The organism is Glutamicibacter sp. AOP12-B1-11 (assembly GCF_052379245.1).
In the GTDB taxonomy this organism is placed as follows: Bacteria; Actinomycetota; Actinomycetes; order Actinomycetales; family Micrococcaceae; genus Glutamicibacter.
Window position 1 is genome coordinate 60,241 of the sequence record NZ_JBQSYL010000022.1, and the last position, 17,093, is coordinate 77,333.

General features: G+C 60.4%; 13 protein-coding genes. 9 read left to right on the plus strand and 4 right to left on the minus strand.

Features of this window, described 5'->3' with window-relative positions:
* Positions 1–13: 13 nt before the first annotated feature.
* Both rsmI and ACT3UQ_RS13765 read left to right on the plus strand, forming a co-directional pair.
* A complete protein-coding gene (gene rsmI, locus ACT3UQ_RS13760; protein WP_105553889.1) occupies positions 14–874 on the plus strand; it encodes a 16S rRNA (cytidine(1402)-2'-O)-methyltransferase in 861 nt (286 codons plus the stop codon).
* A 138-nt stretch (positions 875–1,012) separates the two neighbouring features.
* Complete coding sequence (locus tag ACT3UQ_RS13765; protein WP_105553888.1) at positions 1,013–2,500, plus strand: NAD-dependent succinate-semialdehyde dehydrogenase; 1,488 nt, start codon at positions 1,013–1,015, stop codon at positions 2,498–2,500.
* A 99-nt stretch (positions 2,501–2,599) separates the two neighbouring features.
* Here the strand turns inward: ACT3UQ_RS13765 and ACT3UQ_RS13770 are convergent, their stop codons facing one another.
* From ACT3UQ_RS13770 to ACT3UQ_RS13780, 3 genes are read right to left on the minus strand one after another with little or no spacing between them, the layout of a single operon-like run.
* Positions 2,600–5,008, minus strand: coding sequence for a transglutaminase family protein (locus ACT3UQ_RS13770; RefSeq protein WP_444637316.1), 2,409 nt, complete (start codon positions 5,006–5,008; stop codon positions 2,600–2,602).
* Complete coding sequence (locus ACT3UQ_RS13775; protein ID WP_105553886.1) at positions 5,005–6,327, minus strand: DUF58 domain-containing protein; 1,323 nt, start codon at positions 6,325–6,327, stop codon at positions 5,005–5,007. Before ACT3UQ_RS13775 ends, ACT3UQ_RS13770 begins: the two co-directional genes overlap by 4 nt.
* A gap of 12 nt (positions 6,328–6,339) precedes the next feature.
* Positions 6,340–7,302, minus strand: a complete 963-nt coding sequence (locus ACT3UQ_RS13780) for an AAA family ATPase (protein ID WP_105570232.1) — start codon at positions 7,300–7,302, stop codon at positions 6,340–6,342.
* Positions 7,303–7,505: 203 nt separating this feature from the next.
* Between ACT3UQ_RS13780 and ACT3UQ_RS13785 the strand changes: the two genes are divergently transcribed.
* The 7 genes from ACT3UQ_RS13785 to ACT3UQ_RS13815 all read left to right on the plus strand — a co-directional run bounded on the left by ACT3UQ_RS13785 (position 7,506) and on the right by ACT3UQ_RS13815 (position 16,578).
* Complete coding sequence (locus ACT3UQ_RS13785) at positions 7,506–8,453, plus strand: TatD family hydrolase (RefSeq protein WP_444637319.1); 948 nt, start codon at positions 7,506–7,508, stop codon at positions 8,451–8,453.
* Between the two features lie 271 nt (positions 8,454–8,724).
* Positions 8,725–9,900 carry a resuscitation-promoting factor gene (locus ACT3UQ_RS13790; protein WP_181148602.1) on the plus strand — a complete coding sequence of 392 codons (1,176 nt, stop codon included), beginning with the start codon at positions 8,725–8,727 and terminating at the stop codon, positions 9,898–9,900.
* 99 nt (positions 9,901–9,999) lie between these two features.
* The gene (rsmA, locus tag ACT3UQ_RS13795; protein ID WP_105553882.1) at positions 10,000–10,881 is read left to right on the plus strand and encodes a 16S rRNA (adenine(1518)-N(6)/adenine(1519)-N(6))-dimethyltransferase RsmA; all 882 of its coding nucleotides are present in this window, start codon (positions 10,000–10,002) and stop codon (positions 10,879–10,881) included.
* A gap of 2 nt (positions 10,882–10,883) precedes the next feature.
* The gene (locus tag ACT3UQ_RS13800) at positions 10,884–11,816 is read left to right on the plus strand and encodes a 4-(cytidine 5'-diphospho)-2-C-methyl-D-erythritol kinase (protein ID WP_105553881.1); all 933 of its coding nucleotides are present in this window, start codon (positions 10,884–10,886) and stop codon (positions 11,814–11,816) included.
* 101 nt (positions 11,817–11,917) lie between these two features.
* Positions 11,918–13,288: an NAD(P)/FAD-dependent oxidoreductase gene (locus ACT3UQ_RS13805; RefSeq protein ID WP_105553880.1), complete on the plus strand. Its 1,371-nt coding sequence runs from the start codon at positions 11,918–11,920 to the stop codon at positions 13,286–13,288.
* Between the two features lie 204 nt (positions 13,289–13,492).
* Complete coding sequence (locus tag ACT3UQ_RS13810; protein ID WP_105553879.1) at positions 13,493–14,665, plus strand: GAF domain-containing protein; 1,173 nt, start codon at positions 13,493–13,495, stop codon at positions 14,663–14,665.
* A gap of 122 nt (positions 14,666–14,787) precedes the next feature.
* Entirely contained in the window at positions 14,788–16,578 is a 1,791-nt protein-coding gene (locus ACT3UQ_RS13815) for an NAD(P)-binding domain-containing protein (protein WP_444637321.1), read from the plus strand.
* A 188-nt stretch (positions 16,579–16,766) separates the two neighbouring features.
* On the opposite strand, the gene ACT3UQ_RS13820 is transcribed toward ACT3UQ_RS13815, so the two are convergent.
* Positions 16,767–17,093 (minus strand): hypothetical protein (locus ACT3UQ_RS13820; protein WP_444637322.1); only part of this gene is annotated, 327 nt, incomplete at its 5' end.

The window sequence follows — 17,093 nt, forward strand, 5'->3', positions numbered from 1 at the left end:
TAGGCTAAAGGATGTGCAGAACTCAGATAATGAGGGCGTAATCGTCCTGGGCGCCACCCCAATTGGCAACTTGTCCGACGCTTCGCCACGGCTCCGCGAAATTATGGAAAGTGCCGACGTGATCGCCGCCGAGGACACCCGCAACTTCCATCACCTAGCTCATGCCTTGGGAATTAAACCCGCCGGGCGGGTGATGAGCCTGCATGAACACAATGAGGCCCATAAGCTCGGCGAAGTGATCGAACTGGCTCGCGAAGGAGCCACCGTGCTGGTCGTCTCGGATGCCGGAATGCCTGCGGTCTCTGACCCGGGCTACCCCTTGGTGGCAGCCGCGATGGAAGCAGGCATCCGGGTCACCGCGGTGCCTGGGCCTTCGGCGGTGCTGACCGCCCTGGCGCTATCGGGACTGCCCACCGGACGTTTCACCTTCGAGGGGTTCTTGCCGCGCAAGGCTGGTGAACGGCGCAAGCGCTTGGGCGCGCTACTGCACGAGGAGCGCACCATGGTGTTCTTCGAAGCCCCGCACCGGGTCGCTGACTTCTTGGCCTCGGCGATCGAAGCCTTCGGCGCGCAGCGCCAGGCGGCGGTGGCCCGAGAGCTGACCAAGAAATTCGAAGAGGTCCGCCGCGATGAGCTCGGTGCGCTCAAGGCATGGGCAGATGAAGGTCTTCGCGGTGAGATTGTCGTGGTGATCTCCGGTGCTTCGGCCCCGGAAACGGCCTCCATTGAGGATCTGCTTCCCAAGGTCTCCACGCTGGTTGCGGACGGGATGCGCATGAAACAGGCGGTGGCCGAGGTCGCCGAAGCCGCCGGGGCGAAGAAGCGGGACCTGTACGAAGCGGTTCTGGCGGAACGTCACGAAGCGAAAAAATAGCCGAAATCGCTTAGGCTGAATGCACAATGAAACAACGAGTTTGTAGTGCACCAGGCGATTTACAGCCGTTCGAAACCAGCACTAGCGTTGTGATCAACGAAGATTCCTTTCATTTACGACTTTCAGGAGAACCGCGTTATGTCGATTACCGCTGAACGCGAAGCAGAACTGCTCGCCAAAGTACCCACCGGACTGCTTATCAATGGTGAATGGCGAGATGCCTCAGATGGTGGCACCTTCGACGTACTTGACCCAGCCACCGGTGAAAAGCTGGCAACGCTGGCCAGCGCCACCAGCGAAGACGCGATGGCGGCCTTGGATGCAGCCGACGCGGTCCAGGCCGAATGGGCGCTGACCGCTCCACGCGAACGCGCCGAAATCCTGCGCCGCGGCTTTGACTTGGTCACCGCGCGCGCCGACGATTTTGCGTTGCTGATGAGCCTGGAAATGGGCAAGCCACTGGCTGAGGCCCGCGGCGAGGTTACCTATGGTGCCGAGTTCCTGCGCTGGTTCTCCGAAGAGACCGTGCGCCACTACGGCCGCTACGTCACCACCCCGGAGGGCAAGAACAAGGTTCTGGTCCACCACAAGCCGGTGGGTCCGTGCCTGCTGATCACCCCATGGAACTTCCCGCTGGCGATGGCCACCCGCAAGGTCGGCCCGGCAATCGCCGCGGGTTGCACCATGGTGCTCAAGCCTGCGAAGCTCACCCCGCTGACTTCCCAGCTATTCGCCGCCACCATGATGGAAGCCGGACTGCCGGCAGGCGTGCTGAACGTGGTTTCGGGATCCTCGGCATCGAAGATCTCCGGCCCGCTGATGCAAGATGATCGTCTGCGCAAGGTCTCCTTCACCGGTTCCACTCCGGTCGGCAAGCAGCTGATGAAGGATGCCGCAGACAAGGTGCTGCGCACCTCGATGGAGTTGGGCGGCAACGCACCATTCCTCGTCTTCGAAGACGCTGACCTGGACGCAGCCGTCGAAGGCGCCATGGCCGCGAAGATGCGCAATATGGGCGAAGCCTGCACCGCAGCGAACCGCTTCCTGGTACATGAAGATGTGGCCGAGGAGTTCATCGCGAAGTTCTCGGAAGCGATGAAGGCGCTGAAGACCGGACGCGGAACCGATCCATCGTCCACCGTTGGCCCGCTGGTCGAAGAGAAGGCTCGCGACGAGGTCCACGCGCTGGTGACCGATGCCGTGGCACAGGGCGCCACTGCAGTCACCGGCGGTGCTCCGGTAGCGGGTCCGGGCTACTTCTACCAGCCCACCGTGTTGGCTAACGTTGCCAACGACGCGAAGATCCTCACTCAGGAGATCTTCGGCCCGGTCGCTCCGGTGACCACTTTCAAGGATGAGGCGCACGCGATTCGCCTCGCCAACGCGAGCGAATACGGACTGGCTTCCTACATCTACTCCCGTGATTTCAACCGGATGTTCCGCGTCTCCGAGCAGATCGAATTCGGTCTGGTTGGTTTTAATGCCGGGGTCATCTCCAACGCTGCCGCACCATTCGGTGGCGTGAAGCAGTCCGGTCTCGGGCGCGAAGGCGGCGCCGAGGGGCTCGGGGAATACACCACCGTGCAGTACATCGGCATTGCCGACCCATACGCACCGGTTAAGTAATTTCGGTGATCAACGGCCGCGAGTAGTTGGCGGACGGTACTAGCCAGTGAAGCCCAACGCCTTTTCAGGTGTTGGGCTTCAGGCAATTAATCTCGCAAATTACTGTGCGTTGGTGAACCCACTTGCCTCGCGCAGTTGCCGCTCGCGCAGGGAAGCCGGGAAGCAGAAGCGGAGCACGCGTTGCGTGCCGTGCAGCTCGCGGCCTAGTTGGGCAGCGAGCTGTTCCAGCGCGGCTGCAAGTTCGGCGCCTTGTACCCCATCCGGGTGTCGATGAGCGTAGAAGCTCGCCTGGATTCCTTCGCGAAGCCTGGACAAGGGTGCTGCAAGCTGCTGGTGGTTCTCGGCCAAGCGCAGGGTGTAGTCGCTGACCGATTCTTGCTCACCTGCGGGGCTGCCGACGTCCGCACCCAGAGCACGCAGCTCATCCCATAATGCCTGGGCGCTCTCGGCACCGCCGGCAAGAACTTGTTCGATTCTGCGCCGACGCAATCGAGCGCGCTTCCAGGGGAAAACCGCCAGTAGCAAGGCGATCACCAAGACTCCAAGCACGATCATCCAGCCATAGTCTTCGGCCTGCACGGTATTTTGTTGCGGCGCGTTGGCGGTTGCGCCTTCCTCGGCCTCCGGGTCATCGAGTTCCGGGGCACCGGAAGGATTCAGTTCCTCGGGCACCTCTTGCGGCGTTTCGTTGGGCGTTGCCCCCGGGGCGTAGTCAGGTGCCTGACCTTGGCCGGGGGTCGGTTCAAAAGGAACCCAGCCGATCCCCGGGAGGAACAATTCGGGCCAGGCATGGGCTTGTTGGCCGGTTACCTCATATTCGGTGAATTCAACTTCCGGAGGCACATTGCGCCCGATCCCGTTGCCTTCGGCAAGGTCAGCAGCATTAAACGTCTCACCGGTTGGCTCGCCGGGGGCATAGCCGACCACGATGCGCGAAGGGATCCCGGACGCTCGTGCCAGCAGGGTCATCGTGGAAGCGAAATGTACGCAGTAACCTTGACGGCGATCCAGGAACGCCTTAATTACCTGCCGGTTAGCTCCGTCATAGCCTTCGCGGAGCGGCGTGCGTTCGGAATATCCGAAAGAAGCCGAACGCAGGAAATCCTGAATGGCGACGGCCTTATCGAAGTCGTTCGCCGGGGGGCCCTGCGCGCCGTAGGCTTCGGCGAGCGTCTGGCGCAGCAATTGGTCGAATTCGCCGTCGAGGTCCTCGGGCATAGAAAGATTTACATTCGCTATTTCATTCGTCAGCTCGCCGCCAAAGTAGCCAAGATTGCGCGCCATCTCCGCGCTCAAATTCATTTGCGTGTGTCCCACGGTGACTTGGCCTGTTTCGGCCATGGCATCCCCGCTGAGCCGAGCCACGGAGGTCTGCTTGGTCCAGTTCCAGGAACCATTGATGCCGGTGATATAAAAACTGCGGTCTGGCAGCGGCAGACTAGGGCTGCTGACCTGCCCATCCCAAGTCAATTGGGTGAGCTCGGGGGTTCCGTTGAAAATGTCGGCGTCGGTGTCCATCGCGGTGTCCCCAAAATACGCGGATTGGAGCAAATCTTCGCTCGGTTCCCAGCGGGTGGCGCTCAGATCTTCGATAATCGAGGTACGCAGATATACCGGTTCAGCAGAACTGGTGAGATAGCTAAAAGCGACGCTTCCATTGTTCGCTCTGAGATCTCGGCCCAGATTGAGCAGCGGGTCAACGTTGCTGGCTAAGAGGTCGCCGGAAGGCCGAGTGCCTTCGGGGAGCATGCCATTGCGAAAGCCCGGCATGAACAGGCCGCTGAGAATCATCGCGAGGGCGCACGCGGCAGCGGTGACGGCGAGGATTCCCACCTGTCGTTTCGCAGGTAATCCCGCGCCTGTAGGCTCGGAACGGAAAATATAGGGGAGCAGTGCGAAATAACCAAGTATTGCCAGCGTCATCAGCACGAGATAGCCGATGCCCGCCCCTTCTTGCTTGAACAGCGACGCGATCACCGGGGCGAAGCACAATGGCATGATCACCAGTGGCGCTAGGCGCTTGAATGATGCGAGAACCTCGACCACGAGGCTCAGCACCACCGCGAGCAAAAGCAGAACGAACTCGACATATCGTGAGTAGGCCACCGGGGGCACCTGAGTGGAGAACTGTATGGCGGCCTCGGAGGCTAGCGCACCGAACCAATCGATGAGCCTCATGGAGGGGGGATTGGCGCGCATCGTTTGGTGCCCCAGGACCGCGCCAACCGCCACAAGCAAGGCAACAGGCAATGCAGCCCAGTGCCAGCCACGGATGCAGCGCAATACCCCGGCGCTGCCATGGATGAAGACCACTGGCCAGATCAAGGCTCCGAACCACGCCCCGCCTTGGACGACTCCGCTGAGCGAGGCTAAACCAGCGAGCAGGGCAAGGCTCAGAGCTGCAGCCGCTAGCGATCGCGCGTACAGGTGATGCGTCCTGGGTTTTTTGGGCCCAGCGCCCGACGCGCTGGAGTTCGGAGCTGGCCGCTGGGTCACTGCGGCGCTCATGGCCGTGACCACAATTCGTTGATGTTGGTGTTTGCCGCCAGGAAATGCACTTTCCACCCAGTCTCGGCCAGGTGTTGCTGCACCTCGCGGTAGCGCTCCGGATGGGAGACCAGCAGGAACAGTTCGACATGGCGCACCGAACGCGCCAGAGTTGCCAGCCACGCGGCCTGATTGGTTCGGAGCTCACCGAGGATCATGATGACCGGTTCGTCGCGAAAGCCCAGCAGCAGCTTGCGCAATCCCTCTCCGAGAATTTCAGGTCCCTCGGCGGCGTTAGTTGGTGCGCGCAGCGACATTTCGGCGCTCGCGGCATGAAAGTCTTCAAATCCGGTCTGGGCGGAAGCCCCAGACAGCGAGACGCTGCCGGCCTTGAGCAGCTGTTCTCCCGAAAGTTCTCTAAAGAGCAATTGATAACCGTTGGCGGCGTAGCGTTGGCCGATACTGCAGGCCAGGGAGAGCGCCATTTCAAAACGTCGGCTGCTTGGGATCGGAGGGCCGTCGCCCTGCGGGATCCCCAGACGCAGGTCCGCGCCGTTAATATGCCAGTGCTCATAGGTGCGGTCAAAGACCAACAATGCCTGGGCAGTAGCAACATGGTTTTCTTGACGCACCATGAGCTTGCCCTGCCGTGCGGTGGCTTTCCAGTGAACCTGTCGGATCGAGTCGCCTTGTTGGTAATCACGGGTGGCCACGTCATAGTAGTCGGCGGTGGTGCTTCGGGAGAACCGTGCGTCACCGGTCAGCATCTTGTCTCCGAGCGAAGCGAAGCGTTCCAGCGGGTGAATTTCGGCGCAAACGGGGACGGGCAAGGCATCTCCCGAATCGACCATGCCGTCCACTAGGCCTAAGGGGTCAGAAAGAATTTGCTTTGCCGGGCCCACCAAATGGATTCCGCGGGTGCGGAAGATGAGCTCGTACACGGTCTCTCCGGGACCGGTGAATTCGGGGCCCGGCCCAAACTCGGGTGGAAGCGATTCCTTGACCTTCGCATTCTCCGCACAGGACAGCTGCAACCTGGTGATGTCACCGACCACCGGATTTGCGGTGAGCAGTTTGCGGGTCAGTTTGGATTTATTGCGTAGCCGCAATACCAGCAACCAACTGACCAAGGCCACTGTCAGCAGTCCGATGCCCAAAGCCATCATCTCGTGGCGGCCCAGGATGTAGGCCAGGAAAATCAACAGGGCTCCGCTGCACAAGGTTGCCCAGCCGCGCACGGTGAACAGGTCAAGTTGGAACCGGCGTAGCGTTGCGGGCGTCGAATCCGTGCGTGTCCACGACAGAGCATCGCGCGAGTCGAACCGCTGCATTTTTTCCATGGCGTGCCTTGCCTATCCGACTGGTGTGGCGGAAACAAGCTCCTGGATCAAAGCAGCGGGTTCCACGCCTTCGGATAATGCCCTGCGGGTCAGGATCAGCCGGTGCGAGAGCAGCATCTCGGCTACTCCACGCACATCTTCGGGCAATACATGATCCCGTCCGTTAATAGCCGCATGGGATTTTGCGGCGCGGACCCATTGCACGAGCGCACGAGGCGAAGCGCCCAACGAGATATGCGGATGGTCGCGGGTGGCCCGACCCAAATCAACGACGTAGCCACTCAACCGATCGGTAACGGTCACCTGCCTCACTTGTTCGATCATTTGCCGCAGTTGTTCGAGCTCAAGCACTGAGCGCAGCGAGTCAAGCGGTTCGGCTACATGGTGGCTGGTGAGCATGGAAATTTCTGCTTCGCGGTGTGGGTAGCCCATCGAAATTCGACCCATGAACCTGTCCCGTTGTGCCTCTGGCAGCGCGAACGTACCTTCCGAATCTATGGGGTTCTGTGTGGCAACGACCATAAATGGCCTCTGCAATGGGTGGGTAATCGAGTCCACGGTGACCTGCTGCTCTTCCATGCACTCAAGCAGGGCGGACTGGGTCTTCGCGTTTGCCCGGTTGATCTCATCCGCGATCACGATATTTGCAAAGATTGGGCCGGGATGGAACGTGAACTCATGATCTTGCGGGGAGAACACCGAGACGCCGGTAACGTCGCTGGGCAACAGATCCGGTGTGAACTGGATTCGGTGCACGGATCCGTTGACACTGCGGGCCAATGACTTGGCGAGCATGGTTTTGCCGACTCCGGGAACGTCTTCGAGCAGCAGATGCCCTTGCGCGAGGAGCACCACAATGGTGTTGGTAATTGCTTCGGGCTTACCCGCGATTACTGTCTGCACAGCATCGAACATCCGTTGGTAATTCGACCTAAACGTCGAATCTACCAAGGGGAGTGTTGGGTGGGCACTCATGCGCATTCTCCTGGCTGGGCAACTTATCGTGCCGAGGTCATCTTTGACACGCTAAGCAATTCCCGTAGCTTGTGTTCACATCATATGGGGTTCTTTTCTCCACGAATAGCTTCTAAATACCTTGATTCTTTCCCTGTGTACCGGTGGTGGAAGAATTAGACCCAAGAACTGACAATATTTATGACGAAAGGTCCGGTGCGCAGATGAGCGAATCCGATTTCTCACGGATTCCCGAGGGGTACCGTCCGGCAGAAGAATCGAATTCTTCACCTACCGGGGAACGCGCCCGCTCGGCAAAGACAGAAAAGAACGGAAGCAAACGAAATACCCGTTACCCGGAGGCACCCGCCCCGCTGCCGGTACCGGTGATCGACAACCATACGCATCTGGATTTTCGCGATGGTTCGGTGAATGCCAGTGTGCAGCAGGCCCTCAGCGCGGCCGCAGCGGTCGGGGTGGAGGGGCTGATCCAGGTTGGCTGCGACGTGGAATCGTCAAAATTCGCCGTGCAGGCGGCCAAGGACTTTCCAAACATCTTGGCTGCGATCGCTATCCACCCCAATGATGCCGCACGCCTAGCGGAGCATGGCGAACTTGAGGCCGCGATTGAGCAGATCGAGGAGTTGGCGGCAAACGAGCGGGTGCGGGCCATCGGTGAGACCGGGCTGGATTACTTCCGAACGGGCGAAGCGGGGCATCATGCGCAGGAAAAGTCCTTCCGCGAGCATTTGCGGATCGCCGTGGAACATGGAAAAGCAGTCCAAATCCACGACCGTGACGCACATCATGATGTGGTTCGGATCTTGAACGATGCGCCGTTGCCCGAGCGCGTGGTTTTCCATTGCTTTTCCGGCGACGCCGAGCTGGCGCGGATCTGCAATGCCAACGGCTGGTACATGTCATTTTCGGGGACCGTGACCTTCAAGAATTCAACAGATCTCCAGCAGGCCTTGCGCCTAGCAGACCCGCAGTTGTTGCTTGTCGAAACGGATGCGCCGTTCCTGACGCCACATCCTTTCCGGGGGCGGCCAAATGCGAGCTACATGATCCCCCATACCGTCCGCTTTATGGCTGAAACCAGGGGTGCTGAATTAGCTCAATTGTGCGAGCAGCTAGCCGCGAATACGGGTGCGGTGTACGGCGCATTGTAGTCCTGCCGGGTGTGGTTTCCGACATATAAAGGTTGCGCCAATTATTACAATTCGGTTACGGTTATTGGAAAGCGTTGAGTTGCGAGCGCGCCCTGAGCCGGTCGCAACCTAGTGCGTTGCCGTATTTCCGTAGGGGACTAGATCCTCCGTGGATCGGGTGACGCGCAAACTGAATTTTATACCGGCGGCCTGGCCGCCACGGTTGAGCAAGACTTACCGGGAGTATCTTCCTGGCGTTCGACCTACAAACGATGGGGATCTCACTACCGTGATGCACTTGCTCAAAAAAAGCTGGGTCAAATATCTGGCCCAGGCCGTGGCTGTTGCCGTGGTCATTGCCGGAGCTGTTTTTTATATTTCCGGCCAGAAGTCCGTGACCGTGGCCATTGATGGCGATGAGCAGATCTTCACCACCCGCGCAGCAACCGTGCAGGATGCCCTTGAGCAGGAAGGCATCAGCGTTTACGAGCGTGACGAGTTGAGCGTGGCCGCAGATTCGGAGCTTTCCGATGAGCAGCGCATCGAGATCAGCCGCAACAAGTCGGTACAGGTCAGCATCGACGGCACCGACCGAGTAGTGCACACCACCGGCATGACCGTGGCGGATGTCATGGACGAACTGAAGCTGGATGAGAAGTCGGAAGTATCCCTCGGCGAAGATATCGAGCTCGTCAGCCTCAGCGACGAAATCGAGATCATCACCCCTAAAAATGTGACTCTGCTTGTCGACGAGAAGAAGCAGAAGATTTCGACCACCGCGCAGACCGTCAAGGAACTGCTTGCCGAGCAGAAGGTCAAGCTCGACAAGGACGACGAGGTCAACGTTCAAGTAGGTAAAGACACCGACAAGGACGCGAAGACCAGCACCAAGATCGAGGACGACACCAAGATCGAGGTCATCGTCGTTTCGGTGAAGACTTGGGATGAAAAGCGAGAGATCGGTTTTGATACCGAGAAGGTCAAGGATTCGAAGCTCGAAAAGGGCAAGACCAAGGTCAAAACCGAGGGCAAAAAGGGCGAGCGTGAACTGACGCTTCGCCAGGAAACCCGCAATGGTAAAAAGGGCGAGGAAGAAGTTCTGAAGTCCAAGGTCACCAAGGAGCCAGTCGCAGAGGTTATTCGAGTCGGAACCAAGAAGCCTGAATCAAGCTCGGATTCCAAGAGCTCGGACTCCAAGACCAAGGCTCCAACCGGTAGCATCTCCTCTACCTGGGCGGCTCTGGCCAAGTGCGAGTCCGGTGGCAACTGGTCGATCAACACCGGTAACGGCTACTACGGTGGACTCCAGTTCTCCGCTTCGTCATGGCGCGGAGCCGGCGGAACGAAGTACGCGCCGCTGCCACACCAGGCCAGCCCTCAGGAACAGATTGCTACCGCTGAGAAGCTGCGTGCCAACGGCGGATGGGGCCACTGGCCACACTGCTCGTCCAAGCTCGGGCTGCGCTAAGCAGCAGAAAACTTTTGACGCGACGCGTCCACCCCATTCGGGTGGGCGCGTCGCGTCGCGTCAGCAGTCCTTGCGCGCTGAACTAGAATTGTAGGTGTGATGTCTAAGGAATCTTTGCCACTGCTTGGGGCTACCGAAATCCGTCGACTGGCCGAGGAGCTTGGGATACGTCCCACGAAGACCCTCGGGCAGAACTTTGTCATTGACGGAAACACCATCCGCAGGATTGTGGCCACCGCAAATGTCGCCCCGGAGGAGACCGTGCTTGAGGTCGGACCGGGCCTCGGCTCGCTGACCCTCGGAATCATGGATGCCGCGGCAAAGGTGGTCGCCGTAGAGATCGACCCGCCGCTTGCGAAGCGGTTGCCGCAGACCATGGCCGAACTCCGTCCGGGCCGCGAAGAGGACCTGACGGTGATCCTCAGCGATGCCATGAAGATCACCGAGCTTCCGGGCAATCCCACCGCCCTTGTCGCAAATCTCCCATATAACGTTGCAGTGCCCGTGGTGCTGCACCTGATGGAGCATTTCGAATCCATCACCCATGGCCTGGTGATGGTGCAGGACGAGGTCGCCGACCGGATGTGCGCAACACCGGGAAATAAGATCTACGGTGTCCCCTCGGTCAAGGGCGCTTGGTACGGCACCATGCGCAAGGCAGGGGTCATTGGCATGAACGTCTTTTGGCCGGCCCCCAAGATCCATTCCGGCCTGGTGGCTTTCACTCGCGACAAGGATCGCAGCGACGCACCAGACCGCAAGGAAGTCTTTGCCATCATTGACGCAGCCTTTGCCCAACGCCGCAAGACGCTGCGCGCTGCCCTGTCCGGGTGGGCCGGATCCGGCGCTCGCGCCGAGCAGATCCTGCACGCTGCAGGCATCGACCCGAAGGAGCGCGGGGAGAAGCTGGACGTAGACGGATTCATCTCGATTGCTCGTGCGGCTCACACGGTGCCGGCGCTCGTGCAGACCGAAGACTAACGATGGCCAAGCAACGCGTCATCGCCACCGCGCCGGGAAAAATTAACTGCTATTTCCGGGTGGGACCACCGCGTGAGGACGGCTACCATGAGGTCGCCAGCCTGTATGTCGCGGTATCCCTGCTGGAGCAAATCGAAGCCACACTGCGTGCAGACGGTGAACTGCAGCTGAGCCTAGAACCGGGCTCGCCGGTAGTTGCCGATCCGGAAAATTTCCCGCTGGGCCAAAATAACCTCGTGTGGAAAGCCGCCGAGCTTCTCCGCGAGCATACCGGTTGCACCTTGGGTGCAAACCTCCACATCACCAAGCGCGTACCGATTGCCGGCGGGATGGGCGGCGGTTCCGCGGATGCCGCGGCTGCTCTCGTTGCCTGCAACGAGCTGTGGGGGACCGGACTGGACCGTGAAGAGCTTGGCAGGCTTGGCGCCCGGCTCGGCGCCGATGTGCCTTTTGCGCTCATGGGCGGTGCGGCCATCGGCCTGGGCATCGGCGACAAACTCGCCCCCTTGCTGACCCGTGCCAAGACGCAGTGGGTATTGATCCCTGCCAGTTTTGGCTTATCGACCCCTCGCGTCTATTCGATGCTCGACCGGCTGCGCGCCGGCCAGTGTGTTGAGGTTCCACAAGAGATCGATCCACAGGTTATTAAAGCGCTGATGGAATCGGATACCGAAGCGCTGTCGCAGCTTCTGGTCAATGACCTGACGCAGGCATCCTTGGCCTTGGCTCCGGAACTTGGAACCGTGCGGGACCTCGCCGAAGGCGCCGGCGCGCTGCGGGCCATGGTGTCCGGGTCGGGACCGACCTTGGCCTTGCTAGTGCGCGATGCCGAACACGCCGAGCAGGTGATGACGCAGCTCGGAGACGAGGTGGGAGTCGCCACCATGATGGTCAGTGCTCCGGCACCGGGCGCGCATGTGGAGCTTTCCGAATAGCTTCTTGAACCCTTGCCAGGGTGGGTGCCGTGACTCTAGAGTGATTTCGGAACCATAAAGTGAGCGTGGTTCATTTATTCGTTGTGGAACGAAGGAATCACATGATCAATGGCCACGTATCTCATTGGTGGGAACGCCTTGGATTACCCACCTCGCGGGAAACTCTGCGCGGATCCCATGCATTTGACGTTGCCATTGTGGGTGCCGGTTTTACCGGCCTGTGGGCCGCCTACTATTTGAAGCACGCAGCGCCTAGCCTGCGGATCGCTATCCTGGAGCAGCGCCATATCGGGTATGGGGCGTCCGGACGCAATGGCGGCTGGCTGACCAACACCATTACCGGTGGACGCGAACAATATCTGAAATCCCACGGCCGGCAAGCGGTCGACGACTTTCAGCTGGCCATGAATCAAACCATCGACGAAGTGGTGCGGGTCTGCGCCGCGGAGAACATCGACGCGGACATCCTGCAGGGCGGCGAATTCGAGGTTGCGTACAATCCGGCCCAAGAGGCACGATTGCGCGCTTTCGTGACCGCCGAGCAGTCTTGGGAGCACAGCGGGGTGCAGCTGCTGGAAAGCTCCGAAGCTGCACAGCAGATCAATGTCGCGGGCACACTTGCCGCCGCCTGGCACCCGCATGCCGCTCGGATCCAACCGGCCAAACTGGTCAGTGGGCTGGCACAGGCAGTCGAATCTCTCGGAGTAGAAATCTTCGAGAGCACCAGGGTCACCGAGATCAGTTCTCACCGACTGGATTTTGCTGGTGGAACCGTCACCGCGGACTTCATCATTCGTGCGACCGAGGGCTTCACCGCCGGAATTAAAGGCCATAAGCGCTTGTGGCTGCCGATGAATTCTTCGATGATTGCCACCGAGCCGCTGGATGCATCTTTCTGGGATGAGGTGAACTGGAAGAACGGCGAAGTGCTTGGCGATTTTGCCCACGTGTACATGTACGCCCAGCGCACCGCCGATGATCGGATCGCCATTGGAGGTCGCGGAGTTCCCTACAAATTCGGGTCGCGTACCGACCTTGATGGGATGACTCCAGCGGTGACGGTCAACGGACTCCAAGAAATTTTGCAACGGCTATTCCCGCAAGCCAAGCAAGCGGCGATCGCTCATGCCTGGTCCGGGGTGCTCGGGGTTCCGCGAGATTGGGCCGCCACCGTCGGTATGGATCCGCGCACTGGAATCGGCTGGGCCGGGGGATATGTGGGGACCGGCGTGGCTACCACCAACCTTGCCGGTCGAACCCTGCGCGATCTGGTCTTAGGCCAGAATACCGCGCTGACCAATTTGCCCTGGGTCAACCACAAGGTGCGGCAGTGGGAACCCGAACCGCTTCGTTGGATGGCCACCACGGGGCTCTATGCTGCCTATGGGATGGCGGACCGGGCCGAATCCAAGGGTGGGACGAAGACCTCCGCCATAGCGCACCTGGCGGATCTGGTGACGGGGAAGAGATAGGCGAGTTGCCTGGCTGCTGCGGAGTGCAGCGCAAGCATCGTAGATGCCGCAACCAAGGCGGTCGCCGAATTCACGGCAGCACACAGGCCAACTCGCACCTGCTCGCGGGCCTTCCCCAGTTCCTTCGACGATTCGGGGAAAGCCTCAGCGATTTTAAGCGGCGAAAGCTTCCCATCCACTAGCGAAGCATGGCATTCTCAGTAAATGACTGTGGAGCACCGTGGGTCCCAGGCGCTGTTCCAAGCGGCCCTGGCAGCTGGGGAAGACCCAACCAATAAAGCACGGGGCCTCAAAGCCCTGCATCAGAGCTGGGCCGAAGGCACGCGCATTCCCTCGCTGGTTCGACCCGTGGTGGCTCGTTCCTGGTCGCGCGCCGGAGCGCAGTACAAGGACATTGTTCCCCTGGACCTTGCAACTGTCCGCGAGCGGCGGGAATCCAATGAGGAATTGAACGGACTCGTTGAGCTGTTCAAGGACCGGTTGCTGTCACTGGCCACGCAGGCTGGAAACCAACTGGTGATCTCCGATAGCCAGGGGTACGTGCTTTGGGTTCTGGGACCTTCGATGATCCGCCGGAGAAGCGATGACATCGGCTTTGTTGCCGGGGCCAGATGGCGGGAAGGCGACGTCGGCACGAACGGCATCGGCGCCGCAATGGCCGAGCGGACGCCGGTGCAAATTTTTGGTCCGGAGCATGCTCGCGAAGAACAGCATTCCTGGGTCTGCACCTCGGCGCCGGTCAGCAACCCTGCCACTTCATCCTTGGTCGGCACCATCACCTTGGCCGGATCATTTCGCACAGCTCACCCGCACTCGCTGGCGCTGGTTTCATCCGTCGCCCACGAAGCGGAACTACTGCTGCGAGGCGAGCACGACTTAAAAATGCAACGGCTCGAACTGGCAGCAACGCTGCCGGAGGGCGCATACCTGCTGGTTGATTCCCAGGGTTCTGTGGCGTCCGCTCGTGGATACAGCATCAGCGGTAGAATCTCCTTGCCACCGGCCTTGGAAGAAGGGCGCAACTGGATCATTGGCATCGGTGCGGTGGATGCGCGCAGAACTGCCGGCGGCTGGCTCCTGCAACGAGCCGATGAGCAAGTGACGCTTGAACTCTGCGCCGGGGGCCTCCAGGAAGCGCTGGTGCATACGCCAAGCGGAACGACCCGCATTGGGCTCAGTGCCAAGCACTGGCAAATCTTGGAGCTTCTGGCGAGCTGCCCCGCGGGAGCCACCGCGGCGCAGCTCCAGGAACTGTGGCCTGCGCAAACGCCCAACGTGACTATTCGAGCCGAAATCTCCCGGCTGCGTGGAAGGCTGCGTGGCCTGATTGCCTCCCGGCCCTATCGGCTGATGGTACCGGTGTACCGCCAACCTTGATCCCTGGAGGCATGCAACCTTTTGCAACGCTTCCATTTTGTGATGCAGGTCATAGCCTTGCTTCAGGGCGGCAGAATAAGCCGCATCATTTCCCGGACTCCCGATGAATTGAAGTGATGGCTATGGCGAACAACGATCCACTGGCGCAGGCTCAAGAATGGTGCCGAGCGCTGCAGCAGGCCTTGGAAGCAGGCGATGTGCAAGGGGCCGCGGAGCTCTTCGGCGAGGAATGCTATTGGCGGGACCTCACCGCATTGACCTGGAACCTGCACACCAGCGAGGGGCGCGAAGACATCGCGAAGATGCTGCTCGGCGTCGAGCGCGGGGCATGGCCGCGAAACCTGAAGGTGACCAGCGCACAGGACGCCGATGGAGTCGTCGAGGCCTGGTACACCTTCGAGAACGATGCCATCAACGGGCTCGGGCTCTTCCGGCTGCGCGACGGCCGGTGCTGGACCCTGCTGAGCACGGCCCAGGAACTGCGCGAATATCCCGAACCTGCCGGGTCCAGGCGCGAACTCGGGGCCGAGCACGGCTCGGCCATGAGCAAGGAGAACTGGCTGGACCGCCGCGAAGCCCAGCGGCAAACACTGGGAATCACCGAGCAGCCGTACACTCTGATCATCGGTGGCGGCCAGGGCGGCATCGGATTGGCCGCACGGCTCAAACGCATGGGCGTCCCGGCCCTGGTCATCGACAAGCATCCGAGGCCGGGGGACCAGTGGCGCTCGCGCTACCACTCGCTGGCCCTGCATGACCCGGTCTGGTATGACCATATGCCGTACATCGAATTTCCCGACCACTGGCCGGTGTTCACTCCCAAGGACAAGATGGGCGACTGGTTGGAAAGCTATACCAAGCTCATGGAACTGGACTACTGGTCCCTGACCGAAGCGACCAGTGCGAAGCAAGACCCGGACGGCGACGGCTGGATCGTCGAAGTCGAACGCGACGGGGTGCCGCTCACCCTGCGTCCCACCCAATTGGTCCTGGCCACCGGAATGTCCGGAATCCCCAGCGTTCCCCGCTACCCGGGTGCCGAGAGCTTCGCCGGGGAACAGAGTCATTCCTCGAAGCACCCAGGCGGTGAACGCTACGCAGGGAAGAACGTCGTGGTGATCGGTGCGAACAATTCGGCCCACGATATTTGCGCGGATTTGGTCCAGAACGGTGCCAAGCCCACCATGGTGCAGCGTTCCAGCACCCACATCGTGCGTTCGGAATCCTTGATGAATACCGTGCTGGGGCCGCTGTATTCCGAACAGGCCTTGGCCGCAGGCATCGATCACCACAAGGCTGACCTGATCTTTGCTTCCATCCCGTACAAGGTCCTGCCGGATTTCCAGCGTTCGGCGTTCGACAAGGTCCGCGAACAGGATGCAGAGTTCTACAAGTCCCTGGAGGACGTGGGCTTCGACCTCGACTTCGGCGATGACGACTCGGGGCTGTTCCTCAAGTATCTGCGCCGCGGCTCGGGCTACTACATCAACATCGGCGCGAGCGAGCTGGTGGCCGATGGGTCCATTGCCTTGGCCCAGGGCGAGGTCTCGCACTTGACCGAGCACAGCGTGATCCTGGCCGATGGAACCGAGCTGCCCGCCGACGCGGTGGTCTACGCAACAGGCTACGGGTCGATGAACGGCTGGGCCGCCCACCTGATCTCCCAAGAAGTCGCCGATGCGGTGGGTAAATGCTGGGGCTTGGGCTCTGAAACCACTAAGGATCCAGGTCCCTGGCAAGGCGAACTGCGAAATATGTGGAAGCCAACCAAGGTCAAGAATCTCTGGTTCCATGGCGGGAACTTGCACCAGTCCAGGCACTACTCGAAATATCTGGGCTTGCAGCTCAAGGCCCGTTTCGAGGGGCTGCCCACACCCGTCTACGCGCTCGCCGAAACCTATCATCAAGCCTGATCAACTAGCTGTTCAAGGTTGACTTGTGAGCTGGGCCCGGAGGATCTTTAGACGCCGAAGATCCTCCGGGCCCAACTGCGCTTTCACCGAATCGTTGATCTCTTGCCCGGTGTTTAGAAGTTCTGGAAGGGGGAGCCGTCCGCAAGCCTTCCGCAGTGGATGAGCTTTATGCAATTTGATCTCCGTGCTCAACCCACCCCGGAGTGAATTTCCGGATATGCCGATTCAGATTTTTCACGGCGCTGGACCTGCCGCGCTCGCTCGCCTGTCGATAAGCGATCAGGATCCAATCCTTCGCCAGATTCGGCCCTGATCCGCCGGCCGGCGTGGAATGAGTGTTGATCCGCAGCGGCGAGACGAGCCACCACTTCACGATAAAAGCATTGTGAGCTGAATGATGATCCATTCGCGAGTGCGGAAAACGCCCCGGATTGGATCCGGCCAATCTGCTGAGCAAAGCCTAGAAGGCCTGGCGCCAGATCCGCGGCGCGTCTTCGCTGCATTCCATTCGGAGC

Bases quoted from the DNA above. Each gene is read 5' to 3' on its own strand.
- ACT3UQ_RS13810 (WP_105553879.1), top strand. From the start codon at position 13,493: ATGACTGTGGAGCACCGTGGGTCCCAGGCGCTGTTCCAAGCGGCCCTG.
- ACT3UQ_RS13780 (WP_105570232.1), bottom strand. From the start codon at position 7,302: ATGAGTGCCCACCCAACACTCCCCTTGGTAGATTCGACGTTTAGGTCG.
- ACT3UQ_RS13800 (WP_105553881.1), top strand. From the start codon at position 10,884: ATGGCCAAGCAACGCGTCATCGCCACCGCGCCGGGAAAAATTAACTGC.
- ACT3UQ_RS13790 (WP_181148602.1), top strand. From the start codon at position 8,725: ATGCACTTGCTCAAAAAAAGCTGGGTCAAATATCTGGCCCAGGCCGTG.
- ACT3UQ_RS13775 (WP_105553886.1), bottom strand. From the start codon at position 6,327: ATGGAAAAAATGCAGCGGTTCGACTCGCGCGATGCTCTGTCGTGGACA.
- ACT3UQ_RS13785 (WP_444637319.1), top strand. From the start codon at position 7,506: ATGAGCGAATCCGATTTCTCACGGATTCCCGAGGGGTACCGTCCGGCA.
- ACT3UQ_RS13815 (WP_444637321.1), top strand. From the start codon at position 14,788: ATGGCGAACAACGATCCACTGGCGCAGGCTCAAGAATGGTGCCGAGCG.
- ACT3UQ_RS13765 (WP_105553888.1), top strand. From the start codon at position 1,013: ATGTCGATTACCGCTGAACGCGAAGCAGAACTGCTCGCCAAAGTACCC.
- ACT3UQ_RS13805 (WP_105553880.1), top strand. From the start codon at position 11,918: ATGATCAATGGCCACGTATCTCATTGGTGGGAACGCCTTGGATTACCC.
- ACT3UQ_RS13770 (WP_444637316.1), bottom strand. From the start codon at position 5,008: ATGAGCGCCGCAGTGACCCAGCGGCCAGCTCCGAACTCCAGCGCGTCG.
- rsmA (WP_105553882.1), top strand. From the start codon at position 10,000: ATGTCTAAGGAATCTTTGCCACTGCTTGGGGCTACCGAAATCCGTCGA.